We start from the raw sequence: 23003 nt of genomic DNA on the forward strand, positions 1-23003 counted from the left end.
CATTAGTTTTTTATATGATAATATAAGAATTAACTATTAACTCATTGATTATTATTTATGTCGTATTCAAAGTTTCAAGTTTCACAGGAGTTTATTGAAAAATCTCATGTTAATTCAGCTATTTATGAGCAACAATATGAAGAATCTCTAAATAGTTCAGAAGAGTTTTGGTCTAAGCAAGCTAAACGTCTTTATTGGCATAAACCATTTGATAAGGCTTACAATAGTACCTTTGATCCAGTAGATATAAAATGGTTTGAAAGAGGTAAATTAAATGTTTGTTATAATTGTGTCGATAGGCATTTAAAAGATAAGGCTGATAAAATAGCTTTTATATGGCAGGCTGACAATCCAGATAAATCTAAAAAAATTACATATAATGAGTTGTACCATAATGTATGTGAGATGGCAAATGTCTTAGAGGCAAATGGAGTTAAAAGGGGTGAGATTGTTACGATCTATATGCCTTTAATACCAGAGTCGATATACGCAATGCTAGCTTGTGCTCGTATAGGAGCTATTCATTCGGTAGTATTCGGTGGCTTTTCATCAGAGGCGTTAAGGCAACGCATAATTAATGCTAAAAGTAACTTTATTATAACAGCTGATGAAAGTGTTAGGTCAGGTAAGAGAATTCCAATGAAAGCTAGTGTTGATAAAGCTATTGCTGATTTAGATTTTGTAAAAAACGTTTTAGTTATACGTAATACTAATACAGCAAATATTACTTGGAACGACAAAATAGATTTATGTTATAGTGATGAATGTAAAAAAGTATCAAAAGAGCATAAAATAGAAGCTTTTGACTCAGAATCGCCTCTGTTTATGCTTTATACCTCAGGGTCTACAGGTGCTCCTAAAGGTTTGATTCATACTTCTGGTGGTTATTTGGTATATGCAAGCTTTACACATAAGGTAGTATTTGACTATAAAGAAGATGATATATATTGGTGTACAGCAGATATCGGGTGGATAACAGGGCATACTTATGTAGTATATGGACCTCTTGCAAATGGTGCTACTTCTGTTATCTTTGAGGGTGTTCCAACATATCCAGATGCTTCAAGATTGTGGCAAGAGGTAGATCAACATAAAGTTAGTATATTATATACAGCACCAACCTTAATTAGATCTTTGATTAAAGTGGGTGATGACTATCTGAAAGGGACTTCTAGAGAATCTTTGAGAGTTCTTGGCTCAGTTGGTGAACCAATTAATCCAGAAGCATGGGAATGGTTTGTTGAGAAAGGAGGCAATAATCAAGCCCCTTTGGTTGATACTTGGTGGCAGACAGAAACAGGAGGTATTATGATCACTCCTCTACCAGGTACACATAAATTAAAAGCAGGCTCTGCAACAAAACCTTTTTTTGGTGTCGAGGTGGCCTTGCTAGACCCTAATGGTAAAGAAATAGTAGGTGAAGGTAAGGGAGCTTTGTGTATTAAAAGAGCAACTCCTGGTATGGCAAGAACTATTTATAATGATCACGATAGGTATATACAGTCATATTTTAGTAGTTTTAGAGGATATTATTTTTCAGGAGATGCTGCTAGACGTGATAAAGATGGTTACATTTGGATAGAAGGGCGCATGGATGATGTTATTAATGTTTCAGGTCATAGGATGGCAACAGCAGAAATTGAAGCAGCTTTAAATACGCATAAAGATGTTGCAGAAAGTGCAGTTGTAGGTATGCCTCATGAGATCAAAGGTGAAGCTATATATGTTTACTGTATTTTAAAAGATAATATAGTGTACAATGAGCAAACTTTAACTGATATAAGAAAATCTTTAGTTGCATATGTAAGGCAGCAAATAGGTCCAATAGCTACTCCCGAAGTTATACAGTTTACTCCAGAGCTACCAAAAACCAGATCAGGGAAGATTATGCGTAGAATTTTAAGAAAAATAGCAGCTCGAAATTATGATAATTTAGGTGATACATCTACCTTAGTAAACCCAAGTATAGTAGAATATTTAATTAAAAATAAGTAGTTTGCTATTATGAATATATCTACTAAAAGTTATATCAAAATATTATTAGTGGTTACGTTCTGGGCTAGTTTATATCATATAGCGCCATTGCCATTAAGATATATAGATATATATTTAGTGGGATTTATTCGTTATCTATTTGCCTCACTAATACTTCTACTAGTTCATTATTATTATACTAAGACATTTTTACCAAATTTGAGTATAAAGCAATGGCTTTATATCATTGCTATAGGCTTTTTTGGGGTATTTTTATATAATATTGCATTTTTATGGGCTGAAAAACTAATATCGGGAAATATAGTAGCTATTATATACGCATTTTCACCTTGCTTCATAACGCTTTTATCTAGCTATATTTTTAAAATGAAAGTAAATTTACAAGCTAAACTGGGGATTTTAGTAGCGCTATTGGGGACAGTAGGAGTTGTATCATTTTCAGGTTATGGAACAGAAGTAGAATGTTCGGTTGGTTTATCAATTAATTTAGGTGAGATACTAAGTATTTTAGCAGTTCTATGTTTTAGCGCTTATGCTATCTTAGGCAAAAGTTGCGTTAGACAAGGTATAAACATGATAACAATAAATACTTATGGTGCTATTGTTGGTATGATTATGTTTGCTACTATTAGTTTATTTAAATCTGATTTTAGTAAGCTTGCAGATACAGATTTTCCTTTTTGGATAAGTATGATATATATATCAGTTTTTGCTACAGTAGTATCTTATTTATGGTATTTACAGTCATTAGAAGAAATAGGGGTATACAAAACTGCAGTATTTCAAAACGTTATGCCTTTTTTGGTTATAGTTATAGGATTTATATTTTATGGTGAAACCTTATCCTCATTATCTTTAATCTTCGGTGGAGTAATATTTTTAGGTGTTTATATGACAAACGTAGCGATTAATAAAAAAGGTTGTTGTTAACTCTATAGAGGCTATGTTAGTCATTAAAGTCAATGTGTGTATTTCGGTTCTGTAGAGTGACTTTATGTATATTGGTTTTTTAGTTAATCAAGTTGGTTGCTTTTTAAACTATATTTTATTGAAATAAAAAATATAGTTTAAAATATCAATATGCTAAAATTGTTACAAATGATTCAAGTTTTAAAATACCTATTTTAACTATTAATGATGAAAAAACAAATAAAAGCTGTTTCGTTAATATCTGGTGGTCTTGACTCTATGTTAGCTACAAAGTTGATACAAGAGCAGGGTATTCACGTCGAAGGGATTAATTTTTTCACAGGGTTTTGTGTTGAAGGTCACACCCACGCTATCCGTAAGCGTGATAAAGAAAAACAAAAGAAAAACAACGCTCTATGGGTTGCTGAGCAGCTGGGTATAAAACTGCATATTATTGATGTTATAGAGGAATATAAAGATGTTCTTTTGAACCCAAAATATGGTTATGGTGCTAATATGAATCCGTGCTTAGATTGTAAGATATTTATGGTAAGAAAGGCAAAGCAATGGGCTATTGAAAATGGTTTTGATTTTATAATAACAGGAGAGGTTATTGGTCAAAGGCCAATGTCGCAAAGAAAAGATACAATGCCAGTAGTACAGAAACAATCTGGTATAGATGACCTTTTATTGCGACCACTTAGTGCTAAAAATCTTCCAGAAACTAAACCTGAAAAAGAAGGTTGGGTTGATAGATCTAAATTGCTTGGTATTACAGGTAGAGGTAGAAAGGATCAGATACGGTTAGCAAAAGAATATGCTATAGAGAATTATGCCTCTCCAGCAGGTGGATGTTGTTTTCTTACAGATAAACAGTATTCTGATAAGCTCGTGGATTTATGGCAAGCTAGAAATACACGAGAGTATGAGTTTGATGATATTATGCTATTAAAATTAGGTAGACACATTCGTTTTAAGCCTGAATTTAAACTTATAGTTGGCCGAGAAGAGGGTGAAAATAACTATTTAAACGGTTATAAAAATCAGTTTATAAGTGTTTATTGTTCATCCCATACAGGTCCTTTGACTTTGATAGATGGTAAGTTTAATAAGTCTGATGAAAAATTTACAGCGGAGATTTTAGGGAGATTTACGCAAGGTAAAACTGAGGATTCTGTAATAATGGTATTTAATTACTTAGACGGTACTAGCAAAGAGATTAAAGTTAAGCCTATCTCTGCTGATGAAATTAGAAAAGAATGGTATATATAAGGTACATATATGAAAGAATTAAATTTAGAAAGATTGCTGTGTCCAATGCCAGTTATTAAAACTCAGAATATGCTTAAAACTATGAGCTCAGGAGAGTTACTAAAGGTTATTTGTACTGATCCTGGTACAATGTATGATATACCAGCTTGGTGTAAGGTTAATGATTATAAACTTGTAGAATCTAAAGAAATAGATACTAAATTTGAATTTACAATAGGGGTGAAATAAATGGATCAATCTGTCTTAAGCGTACTAGTTTGTCCAGTTTGTAAGTCTAACTTGCACTATGATAAACAAAAGCAAATTTTAGTGTGTAAAGCAGATAAGCTAGCATATCCTATACGTGATAACATACCAGTTATGCTTGTTGAAGAAGCTACTAAGCTAAATATTGAAGAGATAAAAAAATATGGCTAAAATTCATATTATTATTCCAGCTAGGTTAAACTCTACACGTCTACCAAATAAAATGCTTGCTGATATAGCAGGTAAACCAATGATTCAAAGAGTATTTGAGCAAGTCTCTAAATCTAAATTTGAAAGTATAGTTATAGCTACAGATTCCCAAAAAATAAAAGATATAGCACAAAACTTTGGTGCAAATGTGATTTTGACTAAGCCTGAACATGCATCTGGTACAGACCGGATAGCTGAAGCAGTCTTACAACTTGCTTATAATGATGAAGATATAGTTATTAATGTACAAGGTGATGAACCATTAATACCTATTGAAAACATTGAGCAAGTGGCAGAGTTGTTAGTAAATAAATCTGAAGCTGTAGTATCAACTCTGTGTGAAAAAATAACTTCTTTAGAGGATATATATAATCCAAATAATGTAAAAGTAGTGTTTGATAAAAATAGCCAAGCTCTTTATTTTAGTAGGGCTTCAATCCCTTTTGAAAGAGGCTTTTCAGAGAATAAACAAGTTCAACAAGCTGAATATTTTAGGCATATTGGGATATACGCTTATAGAGTATGTTTTATAAAACAATATACAAAGTTAAGTAAGGCCCCTATTGAAAGATACGAATCTTTAGAGCAACTTCGAGTTTTATATAACGGTTATAAGATAGCAGTTGCCGAAGCTATAATAAGTACACCAACAGGGGTTGATACTATAGAAGATCTAGAAAAAATTAGGGAACATTTTAATGTTTAAATTGGATGAACGATTAGAAAAAGATACCTTTGAAGTTTGTCAAACTTTAGATTGTAAAATATTAGTGATGAATAATATTACATCACCATGGTTTATCGTTGTGCCATTTACAGATAAAATAGAATGGTATGAACTAGATGATTCTGTTCAGTATAATATAAATGCTCTTATAAATAAGTTATCAGTGTTTTTAAAAGACGAATATAAAGTTGATAAGTTAAATATAGCTACTTTAGGTAACGTTGTAAAGCAAATGCATATTCATGTTATTGGAAGGTTTACTACAGATCCTGCTTGGCCTAATCCGGTATGGGGCAATATTCAGGTACAAGCTTATTCTGAAGAGCAGAAGGCAAGTTTAAAAGAGAGAATAAAAAAACATTTTTCCTAAAATGCCAGATGTTAAGTAGTAAAATTTATAAAAGTTGTATATTTTGAGTAAATAATGTATCCTTTGGAATGTAATTTGCAATAGTAAATAATAATGAATTAAGGAACTTACTTATGAAAGCTTCAGCAAGACATTTGCTAGTACAGTCAGAATCTGAATGTGAACAAATAAAAAAAGATATTAATGAAGGTAAAATAACTTTTGAAGAAGCTGCAAAAAAACATTCTCTGTGTCCATCTGGAGCTAGAGGTGGTGATCTAGGTACTTTTTCCCAAGGTCAAATGGTTCCTGAATTTGATAAAGTAGTCTTTAATGACGAGTTAAACACTGTTCATGGACCAGTGAAAACGCAATTTGGCTACCATCTACTAGAAATTACATCACGTGGATAATTTTAAATTTTCATAATTTTCAAATTATTATTTCTCAAAATATTTAATTTACGGTTACAAAATGAATTCAGAAACAAAAAAAGATTTTAGCTCTTTAGGCTTAGATCAAAATATTGTAGATACTGTTATAAATTTAGGGTATGAGAACCCAACGCCAATTCAACAGTATGCTATTCCATATATATTATCGGGTAGAGATGTGCTAGGTCAAGCACAAACAGGTACGGGTAAAACAGCAGCTTTTGCATTACCATTAATTAATAATTTAGATCTGAATGATAAAAGCAGATCTCCACAGATCTTAGTATTGGCGCCAACTCGAGAATTAGCTATACAAGTAGCGGAACAATTTGAAGCTTTTGCAAAAAGTGTCACAAGTTTATCTGTTGCTTGTATCTATGGTGGACAAGAATATGGTTCACAAATAAGAGCACTTAAAAATGGTGTCCAAGTAGTAGTAGGTACTACTGGTAGAGTTATGGACCATATTGAAAAAGGAACACTAAAGCTAGATAATCTAAGAGCGTTAGTATTAGATGAAGCAGATGAAATGCTTAGAATGGGTTTTATTGACGATGTTAGATGGGTTTTAAGTCACATATCTGATGATTGCCAGAGACTACTTTTTTCAGCAACTATACCGGAAGATATAGCTGATATTATAAAAGAGTATTTAAGAAATCCATGTAAAATACAGGTTAAAGCAAAAACCAAAACAGCTAATACAATTACACAAAAATTTATAGTAGTTAAAGGTTTTAGAAAAATAGATGCTTTAGACAGACTATTAGAAATAGAAGAAACTGATGGTGTAGTAATATTTGTTAAAACTAAGACAAGTACAATAGAAGTAGCAGATAATTTAAAAGCTCTTGGTTATAAAGTAGCTGCTATAAATGGTGATATGCAGCAATCTCAAAGAGAATATATTGTTGAGCAATTTAAAAGTGCTAGATCTAACATTTTAGTTGCTACTGATGTTGTAGCTAGAGGTATAGACCTTGAGCGTATTAGTCATGTGATTAACTATGATATGCCAAATGATGAAGACACTTATGTTCACAGAATTGGCCGTACTGGTAGAGCAGGGCGTGAAGGAGTTTCTATTTCTCTAGTAACATTAAAAGAAATGAGATTTTTACGTTCGCTTGAGCGATTTACTAATTCAAAACTAGAAGAAGTATTTATGCCAAGTGCTAAAGAACTTGCTGATAGTAGGATTAATGACTTTAAAAATAGAATAACCTCTGCTCTAGAAAAAAATAAATCTCTAGACAAGTATAAAGAAATAATAATTGAAATACGTGATCAGTTAGAGCTGGATTCAGAAGATTTATTAGCAGTACTTACACTTTTAGCACAAGATAAGAAAGGCTTTTTTCCAAGGGAAATTCAGGCTAAAGAAGAAAAGAGAGCTCCTGTTAAAAGAGATGAAAGGACATCCAGACCTAGTGATAGATTTAATGATAGAGACAGAAATAATAATTCTAGGTTTGACAAAAAACGACCAAAGAGAGTAGATATAGATCTAACTACCTATAGAATAGATGTGGGTCGTGAAAATGATGTACAACCAAGAAATATAGTTGGTGCTATAGCAAATGAAGGTGGCATAGATAGTAAACATATCTGTAATATATCTATAGAAAAAGACTATACTCTAGTTGATTTACCAGCTAATTTGAGTGCAAAAGTTATAAATCATCTTAAAAAAGTTTGGGTAGCAGGTAAAAAATTAAATCTTACTGAGCATAGGTAAGTTAGTAAGAAATAATAAATTTCTATGAGTTCAAATAATATTCCCTTAAAAAACCTAGCTAAGTGGTACATGAACAAAAAGTTATCTTAGCCAAATATATGTACTTGCTAGAGAAATAAATCCTAAAAAGTTGAGCAAGTTTTAACCAATCTTAATAAAATTATTCTAAAATTCTTTTTTTTATATACAACATTTTACTAAGTTTTTTAACATATTTAATTTTTAAATGTTATTGCAAATTTAATATATATTTTTTATTCAATTTGTGTTTAAATAAAAATACCTTTTATATAAAACAGTTAATTTTACCTAAGATTTTGAATGAGTAATAAAGTTTATGATTATATATTACTTGGGCTTGGCCCAAGTAATTTACTGGAGTTACGGACTTTTGTTTTAAGCAGTCATTTTGAATATCTTTTTCATTTTTATAATTTCCCTATGGCTAGCTTGATTGGCGGCGATTAACATTTTTCTTTTTAAAGCATAGTGGTTTTTATTTGATACAAGTTTTAATTTTTCAAGCTCACAATAAGCCCCTATAGAAAGCCCTATGTGGTTAAGTTGCGTGACAGCTATAGATGTAGGTGATTTAGCAAGACTAGCATTTTGTTTTATACTTCGATGATAAACTTCTATATTCCATCTTTTTTGATAGATATCTTTTATGTGGTTACTCTCTAGGTTCAGATCATTAGTAATTAAATAAATCTCACCTGTTGAATTGTCTCCGTTTTTGAAGACTTGGCGAGTAACCACAAGACTATATTTTATATCTTTTAAATAAATTTTTATAGTCTCATTTTCTAGCAATCCTAATTCATCTAACCTACAGTAGTTACCAGCAAGAGCATTAGCTTTACTCTTAGCAACTAAACGATTATTCGCTATACCTATTACATACGAGAGTTTATGTTTGTTAAAAAATCTTAAATTATCTTTAGAAGCAAAATACCTATCAGCTACTACATAATCAAAACTAGAGAAATTTTTAATAATTTTCAATACCAGTTTTCTTGCCAGTTCATTAATTGTATAGCGTGCTTTACGCTTTAGACGTTCTCTACCTGCTTTATCTTTTTCTACTACAAAGTTTTCCTTAGTTTGTACTTCAAAGCCTACAGGAATATTAGCATCTCCAACATGGATTAAAGCACTAATAAGATTTATGCCTTTAACTGCTCTGCCTACAGAATGGTCATAAAACCAGTTTACTACCTCATTGACCTTACTATCAGATTTAGGACTTATTGTATTGTCTATAGATAATATCTTTGGCTTATCTTTGTAAGTTTTTAAAATGCCTTTACCTTTTAACCAGACATATTTACTCTCGTAGCTACCAACTTTTAACATCCTGGAAAAACTATCATGTTTTACTAGTTCATCTAACATACTTGAACACTCTGTCGCACTTGCTTGGGAATTTTGGCATAACAAATATTCAGTATATAAATTCGCTAATTCACGTTGTTTCATTTTTAGAACATAACTTCGTTGATGTAACTATAAATTAACACATAGAAAACTTTTTCGCTTTAACTATAGGGCAAAAGTCCGTAACTCCAGTAATTTAGGGCTAGCAGCTTTACTCTATAAGACTAGTATAGATTTTTTAGTTATAGATAAAAAAGAAAGATTTTGTTGGCATGGTGAATCCCTTTTATATCATGCAAGATCGCAAACAAGTTTTCTAAAAGATCTAGTAACACCTATTGATCCAACACATCCATTATCTTTTTTATCATATCTTCACAATCATGGACTTTTATATGTTTTTTTATCAAGAAATATTACTAACGTTTATAGAAAAGAAATGGAAAATTATTATGTCTGGTGTTGTAATAAGATTAGAGAAGAGAAAGATAATATACGTTTTTCTACAGAAGTAATTGGTCTTCATGATTGTGGAAAATATTTTAGGGTTGATACAAGTAAAGAAGTTTTTAAAGCTAAAAATTTAGTGGTTGGTTTAGGAATAGAACCAATTGTTATAGAAGAATTACACTCTAATAAAAATGTAATACATAGTTCCCAATATTTAGATTACAAAAATAGAGGTTTATTAAACGATAAAAAAATTTCTATCGTTGGTGGAAGCCAAAGTGGGGCGGAAATCCTTAACGATATTATTGATAGTAATATTAGCAAAGACGTTTCTTTATATTCAAGAAGAATTAATATGAAGGCATTACAAGAGACTAGCTTTGATAACGAACTTTATAATCCTTCTTTTGTTAGGTATTTCACAGATTTACCAGACGCAAGAAAAGATGATTTATTAAAAAACGAAATATATACTTCAGATGGGATAACACAAAACTTATTAGATGAGTTATATAATAAAATATATAGCTTAAAGTTTGTTGACAACATTGATATAGATGTAAATATTTATTGTAGCCATAATTTGAGAAGTATAACTGAAAAAGGTGGAAGTTTAGAATTATTTTTTGAAGACATAAACCTTGGTGTTGATACTTATGTTTATAGTGATATAGCAATATTATGTATAGGTTACAGAAATAAAGCTTTCGATTTTCTAGAAAATATACAGTATACGAGAAAACACAGAAAAGTTTTCCTAGATGTAAGTAATAATAAGAAAATATACATCCAAAATGGTTTTAGGAGGACTTTTGGATTAGGTGATAGTAATTTAAGTTTATCTGCTTATAGAAACTCTATGATTATAAACGATATATTAGGATACGATAAGTACAAAGTGCATCACGAAAAAATTCTTTCATATTCTTACTAGAGAGGGCACAAGATGAAACAAAAACACATAATTATAATATGTGATGGATATTCTAGTGGACACTTTATTCCTAAGCTTTTCAATGGGTTAGGATATAGTTGTTTGCACGTTACTAGTAGTGATAGCTATAATCATAAAGTTTCACAAAGCACTTTTTGCAAAATGGATTATATAGAGAGTTTTATAATAAATGATGATAAGTCTTATGTAGGTTTTTTGGATGCTATAAAGAATAGAAGAGTGTTATGTGCTATGGCTGGGTCAGAGTTTGGTATATTAATGGCAGATAAAATAAACAAAGACCTTAAAATAGTTTGGCATGACTTTTCAAAAGGTGTTGTAAAAAGAAATAAGTATTTAATGCATGAGCAATTGAAGTATGACAATTTAGCATACGCAGGTCAGGTTCTAACTTCTAATTTGGATGAAATTTTTTGTTTTTATGAAAAAAATCAAAAAAAAAGAATAGTTTTGAAACCTGTATCTAGCGCATTATCAGATAGTGTTTTTTATTGTGACACTGAAACGCAAATTAGAGAAGCTTTTAATTATATTAAACTAAAAAAGGATGTGTTTGGAAAAGATAACAAATCTGTTCTTGTTCAGCAATATTTACAAGGTCAGCAATATATTGTTAATACGATTTCATCAAAACGAAACCATTATGTAACAGATATATGGGGAGAGGTGGCTGAGAATGATGATATGCCTTCAAATGATATATATAGTGAATTAATTCACTATAATGACTTTCCATATAAAATATTAGAAAAGTATTCTTTTGATGTTCTTGATTCCCTTGGGATTTGGAATGGTCCAGCACACCTGGAAATAAGGCTTACTGAAAACGGACCCATTTTGGTGGAGTGTGGTGCTAGGCTAGGAGGAAGTGTAGATTTTTCGTTAACGCAGAGCATATATGGTTTATCTCAGCTATCTCTACTTCCGTTTGCTACTTTTAACACAGATTTATTTCTGACTTTGACTAGAGATCGTAGTAATGGAAAGCTTAAGTATGCTAGATACGTATATTTATCTTCTCACGTTAAGGGGAAAATAATAAAAGATATTAATTTTAGTGTTTTCAATGATATTGAATCTCTATTTAGTATGAAAATGAGTATTAAAAAAGGTGATTTATTACAACCTATAAATAGAGCTTTGGGAATAGGGCGACCAGGTTATATATATCTTGTTAATAATGATAAAAAAAATTAGAAAGAGACTATGTTAAAACGCTCGAAACAACCAAAGTATTTTTTGAGGACTTATTATGTTAGTTAATAATGAGGTTAGAATACCTACGAATGCTAATGAAGGTTCAATCTTATTAAAACCAAATGAGTATACTCGCATACAAAATCATCACGACACAGAAATATGGATGATTGAAAAAGGAAAAGGGTTACTGTATTCACAAGGCCAATATACAAACGTTTTCAAAGGAAAGGTGATCAAATTTGAGCCTTTTGAAGATCATATTTTAATCAATACAGAAACAAACGATCTTGCTCTAAAATCTTTTTGGTATGTTAATCAAAAAGATATCAATAAAGCTATTGAAAATAAGAAAGGAAAACCCCAAAAATATATCGTTGGGTGCGCTTATCCTACACCAAATGGACCTCTACACCTTGGACATATTTTTGGGCCTTATATTATTTCAGATGTGATTAATAGGTTCTTTAAAAAAAATGGGGTGACTTCGTTTTTTGCAACAGGAACATACGGTTACACAAACCATATAGAAAAAACTTCAAAGCTACTTTATAAAGAGACCGTTGAAAAATTTGAAGAAAGTATTTCCTCCAGTTTTAGAAAGCTTAGTCTAAGTTTTGATTATTTTCTAAAACAATTTCCAGAAAATAAAACTTTTTTAAATAGCTTAAATGTTTTTAAGGATTTTATTCTAAGAAAAGATTTAGTAAAAGAAAAAGAAGTTTTAAACCAGTTTAATGAAAAGACAGAAACTTTTATTGATGAGAGTTTTGTTGAGGGCCTTTGCCCTAATTGTCGCCAGTTAACTATAGCTATTGAATGTGAAAACTGTGGTATGATGCAAGATGCTGCTAAAATTATTAATCCCATACATTCTGTAACTAAAGAAAAATTATTAAAAAGAAAAGTAAAAAAACTGTACTTAAATTTCGACGCAGACTATATAAACAAAATAAAATTATATCTTTTTAGTGAAAAAAATGTAGTTTTCTCATATTTAATAAAACAAATAGATCAATATATTGAAAATAAGCAATTAGAGGATATTCCTATATCAGTTTTTAAGACTAATGGAACAACAATATACGAAGGGCAAAAGCTATCAATTGCTGCTGAGAGGGCTTTAAGGTTTTTTGATGTTATTAAAACAAACGAAGATTACGACAAGTATTTATTTTTCTGTGGAATAGATAATACATTTATAAGTGCTATAGCAAGCCCTTATATTCTTAAAAAAATGGGGATTGATTATACAAAACTACCTATTTGTGTAATAAATAGTTATACCCTGTTAAATGGGCAAAAATTTTCTACTAGTAGGAATAATGCTATTTGGCTAGAAGATATTAAAGATTATAATATTAACTTACTCAGGCTATATTATGCCAAAACTAAAAATTTGGGGAATGTTTCATTTAACCTTGGATTGTTCAAAAAATTTTGTACTAATACGTTGAATCTTTGGGTTAGTGTATTCTCTTCGCTCAAAAAAATTGTTGATAGTATCAATATGGATAAGCTTGAGGCAGGAAACTGGGACTCTCAAGATATAAATTTCTTCAGCTATGTAAATAATCTTAAAGAAATTACTGATAGAGAATATGAAAGCTTTAATTTAGAGAAAGTTTTTTTATATTATGAATTTTTTTTGTAACCTTTTAACGTGTTATATAAACGATGTACACATGCTTGAACACTATGATAAAGATTCATATAGAACTAAAGCTTATCTATCAATTTATGGAATTAAAGAATTATTCAGACTTATATATCCAATAACTCCAGATCTGTCCACAAAAATATTAGATTCTTTAGGATTGAGTATTTTTAAGGAAAGTAACAATATTTTAGGAGTAATCTTTATATCAGAAATCAAATTAGATTTATTAGCTTTATATATAAAGGAAATAAAAAATGAGCAATAAATTACTCCTAGTTGGATTGGGACAAAGCTTTAGCGGAATCGTTTACTATCTTGATCTTTTAGGAATTGAGAGTCTTACAATATCAGATATTGACAAGAAGAAAGAGCAAGCAACATTAAAGTATGTAAATAAAAAATATCCCAATATAAAAGTAGATAATAATATTAGGCCCTATTCTTACTCTTTGGTTTTATTAGCTATAGATGGTAAATCCACACAGGCATTTCTTTATAACAATGACAATTTCTCACTATTTAGGAGGAAAAGAATATTTGTTAGCTTAGGTAGACCTAACTATGATAGTGAAGAAGACTTTAACAAATTAAATATTTACGTTAAATTACATAGCGCAGTCTTATTTTTTGGTTTTGGTTTAGAGCCTGGAATAACTGAAACTATGATTTACAATGAAATGAATAATAATATAAACTCTAGTAAAATAGAGTGCTTTTGTGGTTGCATACCAAAAAAACCTACACCACCTTTGAATTACAATATTTTATTTGGTGATAAATTACCATATCATGATAGGCCTGCTATTTTTAAAAAGAACGGTCAAGTGTTATCAACTACGAGATATGCTTCTAAGGAAAATATATATGTAGAATCTATAGGAATTTTAGAGAGCTTTCATGATGGTTTATCTCCATATATGCTTAAAAGTAACCTAGCTGTTAGATTTTTAGACATAAAACAAAAAACAGTTAGATATCCTGGTTTTTATGATAATATTAAGCCCCTTTTAGATATGGGCATGTTTAGTGATACAAAAATTGATGAAATTGACTTAAGTTGCAATGACCTACTACATAAAATTTTATTTAAAAATAAAGTTTTATCTAAAGATCCAGATGATATAAGTTTTATATTTTTAGTATCTGGTAGAGAAAATAATAAAAAGTACACTTTGTTAAAGTCAGAATATGATAACGCTTCTAAAATATCAGGAGCAATGAAGCTAACAACCTTCTTTTTTATTTATACCACATATCTACTACTTAATGGAATTCTAAATGAAGATTATAGTGGAGTTGTACTTTCATTTGAAGTTTATAAGAGTCAAAAAATATATGACTTTTTTATATCAGAATTAACAAACTTAAATGTAGGAAGTTACTATAAAGGAGACATTGTAGAATGAGAATAACTCATAATGAAATGCCGACAATTGAAGCGATCATTAGTTTATATAAAGATTCTGGGATAATTCGTCCTATAGATGATTTTGATAGAATAAAAATGATGTACAACAATTCTAATTTAGTGGTTTGTGCATATGAAGGTGATGAGCTTATTGGTATAGGTAGATCATTAACAGATTTTTCATATTGTTGCTATCTATCAGACTTAGCTGTTTCTAGAAAATATCAAGGCAAAGGAATAGGAAAGAAGATAATAGATTATATTAAAAATGTTATCACCTCAAAATGTACTCTTTTATTGCTGTCATCGCCATCTGCTATGGGTTTTTATGAAAAAATTAATTTAGACAAATCTGAAAATTGCTTTATGAAAAGAAGAGAGTTTTAAAAAAATGTCTATTTCTTTTAAAAAAGCTGAGATTTTCATTGTAATAGTTGCCAGTATTGTTTTATTTACAGGGTTGTTAGGAACAGATATTATCCTTCCTGCTCTTCCAATAATATCAAAAGATTTACTAATTAATAATAAATATTCAGAATATATAATAACTCTTTATATATTAGGAGCAGGGATTAGTATTTTATTTTATGGTCCTTTATCTGATAAATATGGAAGAAAACCAGTTATTCTAGTAGGGTTAACTATAGCTTTACTATCTAATCTATTTCTTTTCTTTTTTTCTTATAATATTAACTTTATTTTATTTTTCAGGTTTATCTCCGGATTTGGCTCAGGCGTTTGTTTAGGTTTAATGAGGGTACTGATGTCTGATATTTTTGAAGGAAAAAAGTTTGTCATAGCAGCATCATATGCCACTACGTTTACTGGTTTATCTATAGTAGTGGGACCATTGATAGGTTCGTATGTAATGTCTTTAACCAGCTGGCGGGGCTGTTTTATTGTATTAATGTTTTTAATGTCCTTAAATATAATAATTGTGTCAAGAGTGCCAGAAACTAATCTTTATAAAAACACTACTTTAGCTAGTAAAAGTTTTTTTAAAGTATATACGGAGGTTGTTCTAAATAAACAATTTTTGAATTATATATGTTTATCAAGTATAGGATTTTCTACTATAAATATTTATACGATATCGTCGTCTTTTATAATACAAGAAACTTTTAGAATAGATACTCTTACATATGGGAAGTTGGTTGCAGCTAATGGATTCATGCTAATAATAGCGAGATTATTATTGCCAAAAAGTATCAAAAGGACAGGGATATCAAATTCAATTAGAATAGGAATAATCTCTCTCTTGATGACTGGAAGTTTATTAATATTGTTCTATAGTTTAAATATTTTGAATATAATTTGGTTTCTATTATTCACTGTAGGTATATTTATCTCATACACCTTTATAGTACTTCCTTCATCAGCTGGAGTCATGAGTTCTGTTAAAGTAAACAAAGGAATTTTAGGTTCGTTATACGGAGCAAGTCAAATGATTTTAAGTTTTTTAATCTTATATATTTTTTCCAGTATAAATGCTAGTAATTTAATTCTAATAACCTCGATGGTATATATTTTATTTGCTTTACTCTCATTTTGTGTGCTCTATTTGATAGAACATCAATTTTAATAAGTACTCTAATATAAAGTAGTACTTCTATAAATAAAGTCATTTTAAAGAGCTTAGTTTATTTGGATACCCTGTTCTATTTACAGTTTGAAAATTGTATAATCTTGTGAATTAATATTTATTTTAGTTAATTACTATGCGTAATTATATCTTTATAGTTTCAGCTCCCTCAGGTGCTGGCAAAAGTTCTCTTTTAAAAGCTTTTTTGGGAACTCAAATCGGTAAAAGTAGTTTTTCAGTAGCAGTATCACACACAACTAGATTACCTAGAGTTGGTGAGACTAATGGTAAAGAGTATTATTTTGTAGATACATTGGAGTTTGAAAATATAATAAAAAAAGATGGCTTCTTAGAATATGCTAGAGTATTTAAAAACTATTATGGAACATCAAAAGCTGAACTAGACAGATTATTAAAAGCAGGTAAAAATATAATCTTAGAAATTGACTGGCAGGGAGCACAACAGACAAGAATAATCTATAAAGATAAAGTCAAAAGTTTGTTTATATTACCACCTTCTTTAAATGAGCTTAGAAATAGGTTAGAAGCTAGAAATACAGATACTAAAGAAACTATAGATTACCGTATGAAACAAGCTGAAAGCGAAATTGCTCATGCTAATGAATATGATTACCAGCTTGTGAATGATGATTTTGATAAGGCTTTAGTAGACTTATGTAAATATTTTAAAGAGAATACTAAAAGTTAAATATGAACAAAACTCAACAGCAAATCTTTAATTACTTAAGTGACAAAGAATATGTAAGTGGGGAAGAGATAGGAAATAAGCTTGGAATTACAAGAGCAGCTGTATCTAAGAATATAAAAAAACTAAAAGACAAATATAAAATAAATATTTTTTCTAATCCCAAAATAGGATATTTATTAGAAGAAAAATTAGATTTAATTGATGTAAATAAAATAGAAAAAGTTTTTGATAAAGTTATATATTTTTATTCGATAGATTCAACATCTAAATATGCTATAGAAAACCAAGGTAATTTTAGCAAAAATACTATCTTTATAGCAGAGCATCAGAGTAATGGTTTTGGTAGGTTTAATAGAAGTTGGAGTTCTCCTTTTGGTAAAAACATATATTGCACTTTGCTTGAGTTTGTTGAATTAGACGTGTCAAAATTGACAGGTCTATCTTTAGTTATATCGATAAGCATTGCTAAAACGTTAGCCAGATTTGGGCTAGAAACTAAATTAAAGTGGCCTAATGATATTTTTATTAACAATAAAAAAGTTAGTGGAATTATTATAAATATTTTTGCTGAAATTAATAACAAAGCAAAACTATTTATTGGTTTTGGCTTAAATGTAAACATGCAGAAAAATGAAGATATAGCAAACCAATGGACTTCTTTAAAGTTAGAATCAAAGAAACATATTGATAGAACAGAACTGCTAATTACACTTATTACAGAAATTCGTAAAGATCTAGACACCTTTGTTAAACAGGGATTCACTTATTTTAAAGTAGATTATGAAAAGATGAATTACTTAAAAGATAAAACTTTTTTACTGAAAATAGGAGATAAGCTTTTTTCAAATTGTAGCTATAAAGATTTATCTGATATTGGTGAAATACATATTGAATCTAATGGTAATACTTATACTTTTTCATCTGGAGAGATTAGTATTTTAGATAATTCGATAAAATCTTGATAATTGCTATTTTTAGCTATTTTTGCTAAACATTCTTGGCCAGATAGCTGTTCTATTGTTTGTATTTGTTCATCAATATAGGATATTTTTTCACTATTACAATTAGCTACCCAACCTTTTAATTTAATATTATGGCGTTTTAACTCGTTAATTGTCAGTAATGTATGGTTTATACAGCCAACTTTTATACTAGAAACTAATAAAACTGGTATTTGTAAAGATTTTATTAGATCTAGTTGTGTAAGATTATTAGAATAAGGTGTAAGTAATCCTCCAGCACCTTCTATAAGTAAAATATCATAGTTGTGTTTATATTTATCTGTAATAAACTGATAGAGTTCCATTAGATTAATATTTTTGTTTAAATTCATGGCAGCTATATGTGGTGCTATAGCCTGATCAAATGAAATTAAGTTTATTTGCTCAGCAGTGAATTTATAATTATAAGCGTTTAGGATACTTTCAACATCCTCTGCTAAATCAGAAGTTTCACTTTTCCCTGAAGCTACAGGTTTTAAACAGAGTGAGTTTATACCCTGTGATTCGTAAGCTTTTATTAGATTTGTGGTAGTATATGTTTTACCTACTTCTGTATCTATCCCTATTATAAAAAATTTTTTCATTAATTACTCCTTATGGCATATAAATAAACCAATATGATAAGTTAATTTACAGTCATTAGATTGTTTGTAGAGATTTTTTATGGTACTAAAACTTACCTTATTTAATGAGCCTGTATATGTATTTACTCCTGTATTTCTAAGGTGTGCAGTTAATTGTTTAAAATTATCAAATCTAAGAGTTAAATAGTATGATCTGTTATATAAGCATGTTAATTTATTATCTTTAATTGTTTTAAGAATAGTATTTTTTGGAAGCATTTTGTTTGTTCTTAAGGTGTTTGTAATTTCATAAAAATTACCCGAAAGTAAAGTGCTAAAAGCTAGCAAAGATTTACTATTTAGCTTTCTTTTTAAATTAGATATTAAATTATTTAGGTTATTACTCCATTGGAAAGACATATTAGAAAAAATAAGATCATAGCTTTTAGTTAATAAATGTAAATCTTGATCAAAATTTAGTTCAAAAAAGCTTATATTTTTAACATTATATATTTGTGAATTAGATAAATTTGGCAAAGCTAAATCAACAATATCAAGTGTGTTTGGTTGAAACGTATTATTTAGTTCTAAGAGTTCTGAAGTATTTCTCACACCAAGACATAAGAGATTATTTACAGGTGTATTTACAAATTCTAAACTTATATTTAGAAGCTGTTTTCTTACTAGAGTTTGTACAGTTGCATTATTCGAGTATTCATTAGCATAAAAGAAATTTTGCTTAATCTTATTGTATTTATTCATTGATAGATACCTTTAGATAAAATAGTTAGAGCTTTTTGTATCTCTTCAAATGTATTATTTGCATGTATTGAGAACCTAAGTAATGATTGGTTTTTTGGTACCGTTGGATATCTAAAGCATGATACAGCTATATTATTTTTGTCTAAATCATCTTTTAGTTTTATAGCTAAGCTAGAATCTCCTATTAAAATGCTTCTAATAGGAGAGACGTCATCAGATACTAGTTTTAAGTTTTTTTCTTGACACAAGCTATTAAAAAAATAAATGTTATTTTTTAAATCCTCTCTTTGAATATTTGCATTTTTTAGGTTTTCTAATTGAGTTATCGATGCTTCTAAAATTAAAGCAGGTAATGCGGTAGTATAGATATAATGTCTAGCAAATTGTATTAGATAATTTGCTATTTTGTCGGTAGTGCATACAACAGCACCAACTCCACCAAAAGCTTTGCCTAGAGGAAAAACGGCTATTGGACATTCTTTATGACTTAAATTATGATGGTTAATAGAGCCAGAACCTTGATTACCAATAACTCCAAAACTATGTGCTTCATCTACAATAAGTTTATTATTATCTATAAACTTAGATATTTTATTTAAATCAGTAACACTGCCAGTAGTACTAAATACTCCTTCTGTGATTACAAAACTTTTATGGTCGTAAATAGTTTCTAAATGTTCTATACTTTGATGTTTATATCTTTTGAGTTTTGCCTCTGAAAGTTTAATACCATCAATGATGGAGGCATGAATATTTTTATCTGCAAAAAGGGTATCTTGTTTACTAAATAAAGTCGAATAGATAGCTAAATTAGCCATAAAACCCGAATTAAAGAATATCGCTTGAGGATAACCTACAAAATTAGAAAATACTTGTTCAAATTCTCTAATGCTATCATTATATCCACAGACTATAGCTGAACCTTTACTTCCAAAACCATATTTTCTGAATCCTTGGGTAAAGGCTTTTTCAAGGTTTTGTGAGTTAGATAGATTTAAGTAATCACTAGTAGTAAAGTCTATAATATCGTTACTATTATTATAAGTTTTTAGCTCCCTTAGCAAATTAGCTTGCTGATATTCAAAATATTTTTTTTCTAGATGTTCCATAATTACCTATAAATTAAGCAACGGAATTAGGGTGTAAGCCAAGTTTTGATATTAGATATTTATCAGAATTTATAGAAGCATTATTTTCAGTAAGTAATTTATCACCATAAAATATAGAATTTATTCCAGCCAAGAAGCAAAGTGTTTGAGTTTCAATAGACATATTTTCCCTACCTGCTGAAAGCCTTAATCTAGCTTGTGGAAATAAAATTCTTGTAGTTGCTATAAATCTAACCAAATCAAGATTATCAACTTGGGCTTGTGAATATTTATCACCTAAAGGAGTTCCTTTAACAGGTATTAATGTATTAATAGGTATACTTTTAGGAACTGCTGGTAAATTTAAAAGCTCTAGCAATAGGTTTAGCCTATCATCCAAAGACTCCCCCATACCTAGAATACCGCCACAACAAACATTGATATTAGCATTAGCTACATTTCTAATAGTTTCTATTCTCTCCTCAAATTTACGCGTTGATATTATGTTTGGGTAAAACTCTTTTGACGTATCTAAGTTGTGGTTATAGTAATCAAGCCCAGCTTCTTTTAATAAATTTGCTTCATCACTACTTATGCTTCCTAACGTGACACACGTTTCTAAACCTAAGCCTTTAACTTCAGTTATGATTTCAGCTACTTTATCTAAGTCTTTTTTAGGTATGCTCTTCCAAGCAGCACCCATACAAAATCTTTTTGAACCATTAGATTTTGCTTTTTGAGCTTCTTTTAAGATCTCATCTTTATCTAAAAGCTTATGTTTTTCTATATTGGTATTATAATGTCCGCTTTGTGGACAATATTTACAGTCTTCTGGACAAGCTCCAGTTTTGATACTCTTTAGCGAACATAATTCAATATCATTATCAAAATGCTTTTTATGAGTTTCTAAAGCAAGGAAAATTAACCCTGTCAGAGGTTTATTATAAATTTCTTTTATTTGATCTAAAGTCATATTTTTTTAGTGTAATTTGTAATTGTGAATAATTCTATCTTGCGTGTATAATATTTGTCAACCTTAATATAACATAATGGTTTACAAATGGCTTATAGTACAAATATATGGCATCCATGCACCCAAATGAAAGATTTTGAAAGAAATCCACCTTTAGAAGTCATAAAAACACAAGGTAGATATATCTATACAAAAGATAATAGAAAACTTTTTGATGCTACTTCTAGTTGGTGGTGTAAATCATTAGGCCATAAACATCCAAGTATAATTAGTAAGTTAAAAGATCAGCTAGATAAGTATGAGCATACTATATTTGCAAATACTACAAATGATGAAATAAATACTTTTAGTCAAAAAATATGTAAGCTAACTAATATGGATAAAACCCTGTATGCCAGTGATGGTTCTTGTGCAGTTGAAATAGCTTTAAAAATGACCACGCATATTAGAAAATTTAATAACCAAAGTAATAAGTTTAAGTTCTTATGTTTAGAAAATTCATACCACGGTGAAACATTAGCTACAATGAGTGTTAGTGATTGTAGTTTATATTCAGAACCTTATAAAGCATTATTATTTGAAAGCTTTATTTTAAAGGGTATCCCTTATGTAACAGGAAAAAATGATCCATTATGGAATAATGCAGAAGCTCACTGGTTAGAATCAAAAAAATATCTAGAGCAGCATAAGGATAATATCAATGCTTTAATAGTTGAGCCAATATGCCAAGGTGCTGGGGGAATGTTGATATATAGTAAAGATTACTTAAACAAGCTATGTAAATGGTGCAAAGAAAATGATATTTTTATAATTTTTGATGAAATTATGACTGGAATAGGACGTCTTGGTAAGATGTTTGCCTTTGAGTATTTAGACATTCAGCCTGATTTCTTATGTTTATCAAAAGGAATAACTTCAGGAAATTTCCCATTTAGTGTTGTTTTAACAAAGAATGAATATTATCAGATGTTTTATGGTGATGATTTAACTAAAGCATTTTTGCATTCACATACGCATAGTGGTAATGTTTTAGGAGCTGTTTGTGCAAATGCTGTGTTAGAAATTTTTGAACAAGAGAAGGTTTTAGAAAATGTATTAAAACTTGAAGAGTTATTTTTAGAATCATTTTTAGAAATACAGAAAGAGATACCTATTTTAAAAAATATTAGAAATATTGGTGCAGTAATAGCAGCAGATTTAGATGTAAGCAAACCTAGATTCGGCTTAAATGTTTATCGTGAGGCTATAAAAATTGGTGCATTACTTAGACCATTGGGAAATACTATATATTGGCTACCACCTTTAAATTCTACAAAAGAGGAAATACAGCAGCTAAAGGTAATAACAAAAGATGCTATATTAAAATCTCTAAAAACTTAATATGATAAATGAATTATT

Annotated in this window: 24 protein-coding genes; 19 read left to right on the forward strand and 5 right to left on the reverse strand. The window is 29.5% G+C overall.

Going from position 1 to position 23003, the window contains the following annotated elements:
• Positions 1-57 precede the first annotated feature (57 nt).
• From acs to SD28_RS04595, 9 genes are all read left to right on the forward strand, one after another.
• The gene (gene acs / locus SD28_RS04555) at positions 58-1995 is read left to right on the forward strand and encodes an acetate--CoA ligase (RefSeq protein WP_039124528.1); all 1938 of its coding nucleotides are present in this window, start codon (positions 58-60) and stop codon (positions 1993-1995) included.
• A 9-nt stretch (positions 1996-2004) separates the two neighbouring features.
• Entirely contained in the window at positions 2005-2925 is a 921-nt protein-coding gene (locus SD28_RS04560) for a DMT family transporter (RefSeq protein ID WP_039124530.1), read from the forward strand.
• 204 nt (positions 2926-3129) lie between these two features.
• Positions 3130-4176 carry a tRNA (5-methylaminomethyl-2-thiouridylate)-methyltransferase gene (locus SD28_RS04565; protein WP_039124532.1) on the forward strand — a complete coding sequence of 349 codons (1047 nt, stop codon included), beginning with the start codon at positions 3130-3132 and terminating at the stop codon, positions 4174-4176.
• Between the two features lie 9 nt (positions 4177-4185).
• Positions 4186-4404 (forward strand): sulfurtransferase TusA family protein, encoded by a 219-nt coding sequence (locus SD28_RS04570; RefSeq protein WP_039124534.1) that lies wholly within the window; start codon positions 4186-4188, stop codon positions 4402-4404.
• The gene (locus SD28_RS04575; protein ID WP_039124536.1) at positions 4405-4593 is read left to right on the forward strand and encodes a Trm112 family protein; all 189 of its coding nucleotides are present in this window, start codon (positions 4405-4407) and stop codon (positions 4591-4593) included.
• Positions 4586-5338, forward strand: a complete 753-nt coding sequence (gene kdsB, locus SD28_RS04580; RefSeq protein WP_039124538.1) for a 3-deoxy-manno-octulosonate cytidylyltransferase — start codon at positions 4586-4588, stop codon at positions 5336-5338. Before SD28_RS04575 ends, kdsB begins: the two co-directional genes overlap by 8 nt.
• Positions 5331-5729, forward strand: a complete 399-nt coding sequence (locus SD28_RS04585) for an HIT domain-containing protein (RefSeq protein WP_039124540.1) — start codon at positions 5331-5333, stop codon at positions 5727-5729. The genes kdsB and SD28_RS04585 overlap by 8 nt, the downstream gene beginning before the upstream one ends.
• Before the next feature lie 113 nt (positions 5730-5842).
• The gene (locus SD28_RS04590; RefSeq protein WP_039124542.1) at positions 5843-6121 is read left to right on the forward strand and encodes a peptidylprolyl isomerase; all 279 of its coding nucleotides are present in this window, start codon (positions 5843-5845) and stop codon (positions 6119-6121) included.
• 61 nt (positions 6122-6182) lie between these two features.
• Positions 6183-7880: a DEAD/DEAH box helicase gene (locus SD28_RS04595; protein WP_039124545.1), complete on the forward strand. Its 1698-nt coding sequence runs from the start codon at positions 6183-6185 to the stop codon at positions 7878-7880.
• A 396-nt stretch (positions 7881-8276) separates the two neighbouring features.
• Here the strand turns inward: SD28_RS04595 and SD28_RS04600 are convergent, their stop codons facing one another.
• Entirely contained in the window at positions 8277-9359 is a 1083-nt protein-coding gene (locus SD28_RS04600) for an IS701 family transposase (protein WP_039123393.1), read from the reverse strand.
• 142 nt (positions 9360-9501) lie between these two features.
• Between SD28_RS04600 and SD28_RS04605 the strand changes: the two genes are divergently transcribed.
• The 9 genes from SD28_RS04605 to SD28_RS04645 all read left to right on the forward strand — a co-directional run bounded on the left by SD28_RS04605 (position 9502) and on the right by SD28_RS04645 (position 18180).
• Positions 9502-10641 (forward strand): SidA/IucD/PvdA family monooxygenase, encoded by a 1140-nt coding sequence (locus tag SD28_RS04605; RefSeq protein ID WP_244877009.1) that lies wholly within the window; start codon positions 9502-9504, stop codon positions 10639-10641.
• A 12-nt stretch (positions 10642-10653) separates the two neighbouring features.
• Positions 10654-11859 (forward strand): ATP-grasp domain-containing protein, encoded by a 1206-nt coding sequence (locus SD28_RS04610; RefSeq protein WP_039124549.1) that lies wholly within the window; start codon positions 10654-10656, stop codon positions 11857-11859.
• Between the two features lie 55 nt (positions 11860-11914).
• The gene (locus SD28_RS04615) at positions 11915-13513 is read left to right on the forward strand and encodes a class I tRNA ligase family protein (RefSeq protein ID WP_039124552.1); all 1599 of its coding nucleotides are present in this window, start codon (positions 11915-11917) and stop codon (positions 13511-13513) included.
• A 31-nt stretch (positions 13514-13544) separates the two neighbouring features.
• Complete coding sequence (locus SD28_RS04620) at positions 13545-13784, forward strand: hypothetical protein (RefSeq protein WP_157698631.1); 240 nt, start codon at positions 13545-13547, stop codon at positions 13782-13784.
• Positions 13774-14925, forward strand: coding sequence for a saccharopine dehydrogenase C-terminal domain-containing protein (locus tag SD28_RS04625; protein WP_039124556.1), 1152 nt, complete (start codon positions 13774-13776; stop codon positions 14923-14925). The genes SD28_RS04620 and SD28_RS04625 overlap by 11 nt, the downstream gene beginning before the upstream one ends.
• Positions 14922-15314 carry a GNAT family N-acetyltransferase gene (locus tag SD28_RS04630; protein ID WP_039124558.1) on the forward strand — a complete coding sequence of 131 codons (393 nt, stop codon included), beginning with the start codon at positions 14922-14924 and terminating at the stop codon, positions 15312-15314. The genes SD28_RS04625 and SD28_RS04630 overlap by 4 nt, the downstream gene beginning before the upstream one ends.
• 4 nt (positions 15315-15318) lie before the next feature.
• On the forward strand, positions 15319-16509 hold the full coding sequence (locus SD28_RS04635) for an MFS transporter (protein ID WP_039124560.1): 1191 nt from the start codon (positions 15319-15321) through the stop codon (positions 16507-16509).
• Positions 16510-16645: 136 nt separating this feature from the next.
• Positions 16646-17218 carry a guanylate kinase gene (gene gmk, locus SD28_RS04640; RefSeq protein WP_039124564.1) on the forward strand — a complete coding sequence of 191 codons (573 nt, stop codon included), beginning with the start codon at positions 16646-16648 and terminating at the stop codon, positions 17216-17218.
• Positions 17219-17220: 2 nt separating this feature from the next.
• Positions 17221-18180 (forward strand): biotin--[acetyl-CoA-carboxylase] ligase, encoded by a 960-nt coding sequence (locus tag SD28_RS04645; RefSeq protein ID WP_039124565.1) that lies wholly within the window; start codon positions 17221-17223, stop codon positions 18178-18180.
• Here SD28_RS04645 and bioD read toward each other — a convergent pair.
• From bioD to bioB, 4 genes are read right to left on the reverse strand one after another with little or no spacing between them, the layout of a single operon-like run.
• Positions 18126-18803 (reverse strand): dethiobiotin synthase, encoded by a 678-nt coding sequence (gene bioD / locus SD28_RS04650; protein ID WP_039124566.1) that lies wholly within the window; start codon positions 18801-18803, stop codon positions 18126-18128. The genes SD28_RS04645 and bioD overlap by 55 nt on opposite strands.
• Positions 18804-18806: 3 nt before the next feature.
• Positions 18807-19544: a methyltransferase domain-containing protein gene (locus SD28_RS04655; protein ID WP_039124567.1), complete on the reverse strand. Its 738-nt coding sequence runs from the start codon at positions 19542-19544 to the stop codon at positions 18807-18809.
• Entirely contained in the window at positions 19541-20653 is a 1113-nt protein-coding gene (locus SD28_RS04660; protein WP_039124568.1) for an aminotransferase class I/II-fold pyridoxal phosphate-dependent enzyme, read from the reverse strand. Before SD28_RS04660 ends, SD28_RS04655 begins: the two co-directional genes overlap by 4 nt.
• A gap of 13 nt (positions 20654-20666) precedes the next feature.
• Complete coding sequence (bioB, locus tag SD28_RS04665; protein WP_039124569.1) at positions 20667-21605, reverse strand: biotin synthase BioB; 939 nt, start codon at positions 21603-21605, stop codon at positions 20667-20669.
• A gap of 87 nt (positions 21606-21692) precedes the next feature.
• On the opposite strand from bioB, the gene bioA reads away from it, so the two are divergent.
• Positions 21693-22985 (forward strand): adenosylmethionine--8-amino-7-oxononanoate transaminase, encoded by a 1293-nt coding sequence (gene bioA / locus SD28_RS04670; protein WP_039124570.1) that lies wholly within the window; start codon positions 21693-21695, stop codon positions 22983-22985.
• Positions 22986-23003: the final 18 nt, after the last annotated feature.

The sequence above is a fragment of the Allofrancisella guangzhouensis genome (assembly GCF_000815225.1).
GTDB lineage: Bacteria > Pseudomonadota > Gammaproteobacteria > Francisellales > Francisellaceae > Francisella > Francisella guangzhouensis.

What these genes read in the sequence shown, in the direction of transcription:
- SD28_RS04635 (WP_039124560.1), top strand. Translation starts at nt 15,319, where the DNA reads ATGTCTATTTCTTTTAAAAAAGCTGAGATTTTCATTGTAATAGTTGCC.
- kdsB (WP_039124538.1), top strand. Translation starts at nt 4,586, where the DNA reads ATGGCTAAAATTCATATTATTATTCCAGCTAGGTTAAACTCTACACGT.
- SD28_RS04575 (WP_039124536.1), top strand. Translation starts at nt 4,405, where the DNA reads ATGGATCAATCTGTCTTAAGCGTACTAGTTTGTCCAGTTTGTAAGTCT.
- gmk (WP_039124564.1), top strand. Translation starts at nt 16,646, where the DNA reads ATGCGTAATTATATCTTTATAGTTTCAGCTCCCTCAGGTGCTGGCAAA.
- SD28_RS04565 (WP_039124532.1), top strand. Translation starts at nt 3,130, where the DNA reads ATGATGAAAAAACAAATAAAAGCTGTTTCGTTAATATCTGGTGGTCTT.
- SD28_RS04610 (WP_039124549.1), top strand. Translation starts at nt 10,654, where the DNA reads ATGAAACAAAAACACATAATTATAATATGTGATGGATATTCTAGTGGA.
- SD28_RS04660 (WP_039124568.1), bottom strand. Translation starts at nt 20,653, where the DNA reads ATGGAACATCTAGAAAAAAAATATTTTGAATATCAGCAAGCTAATTTG.
- bioD (WP_039124566.1), bottom strand. Translation starts at nt 18,803, where the DNA reads ATGAAAAAATTTTTTATAATAGGGATAGATACAGAAGTAGGTAAAACA.
- SD28_RS04615 (WP_039124552.1), top strand. Translation starts at nt 11,915, where the DNA reads ATGTTAGTTAATAATGAGGTTAGAATACCTACGAATGCTAATGAAGGT.
- SD28_RS04620 (WP_157698631.1), top strand. Translation starts at nt 13,545, where the DNA reads ATGCTTGAACACTATGATAAAGATTCATATAGAACTAAAGCTTATCTA.
- bioB (WP_039124569.1), bottom strand. Translation starts at nt 21,605, where the DNA reads ATGACTTTAGATCAAATAAAAGAAATTTATAATAAACCTCTGACAGGG.
- acs (WP_039124528.1), top strand. Translation starts at nt 58, where the DNA reads ATGTCGTATTCAAAGTTTCAAGTTTCACAGGAGTTTATTGAAAAATCT.
- SD28_RS04645 (WP_039124565.1), top strand. Translation starts at nt 17,221, where the DNA reads ATGAACAAAACTCAACAGCAAATCTTTAATTACTTAAGTGACAAAGAA.
- SD28_RS04570 (WP_039124534.1), top strand. Translation starts at nt 4,186, where the DNA reads ATGAAAGAATTAAATTTAGAAAGATTGCTGTGTCCAATGCCAGTTATT.
- SD28_RS04595 (WP_039124545.1), top strand. Translation starts at nt 6,183, where the DNA reads ATGAATTCAGAAACAAAAAAAGATTTTAGCTCTTTAGGCTTAGATCAA.
- SD28_RS04630 (WP_039124558.1), top strand. Translation starts at nt 14,922, where the DNA reads ATGAGAATAACTCATAATGAAATGCCGACAATTGAAGCGATCATTAGT.
- SD28_RS04600 (WP_039123393.1), bottom strand. Translation starts at nt 9,359, where the DNA reads ATGAAACAACGTGAATTAGCGAATTTATATACTGAATATTTGTTATGC.
- SD28_RS04560 (WP_039124530.1), top strand. Translation starts at nt 2,005, where the DNA reads ATGAATATATCTACTAAAAGTTATATCAAAATATTATTAGTGGTTACG.
- SD28_RS04590 (WP_039124542.1), top strand. Translation starts at nt 5,843, where the DNA reads ATGAAAGCTTCAGCAAGACATTTGCTAGTACAGTCAGAATCTGAATGT.
- bioA (WP_039124570.1), top strand. Translation starts at nt 21,693, where the DNA reads ATGGCTTATAGTACAAATATATGGCATCCATGCACCCAAATGAAAGAT.
- SD28_RS04625 (WP_039124556.1), top strand. Translation starts at nt 13,774, where the DNA reads ATGAGCAATAAATTACTCCTAGTTGGATTGGGACAAAGCTTTAGCGGA.
- SD28_RS04585 (WP_039124540.1), top strand. Translation starts at nt 5,331, where the DNA reads ATGTTTAAATTGGATGAACGATTAGAAAAAGATACCTTTGAAGTTTGT.
- SD28_RS04655 (WP_039124567.1), bottom strand. Translation starts at nt 19,544, where the DNA reads ATGAATAAATACAATAAGATTAAGCAAAATTTCTTTTATGCTAATGAA.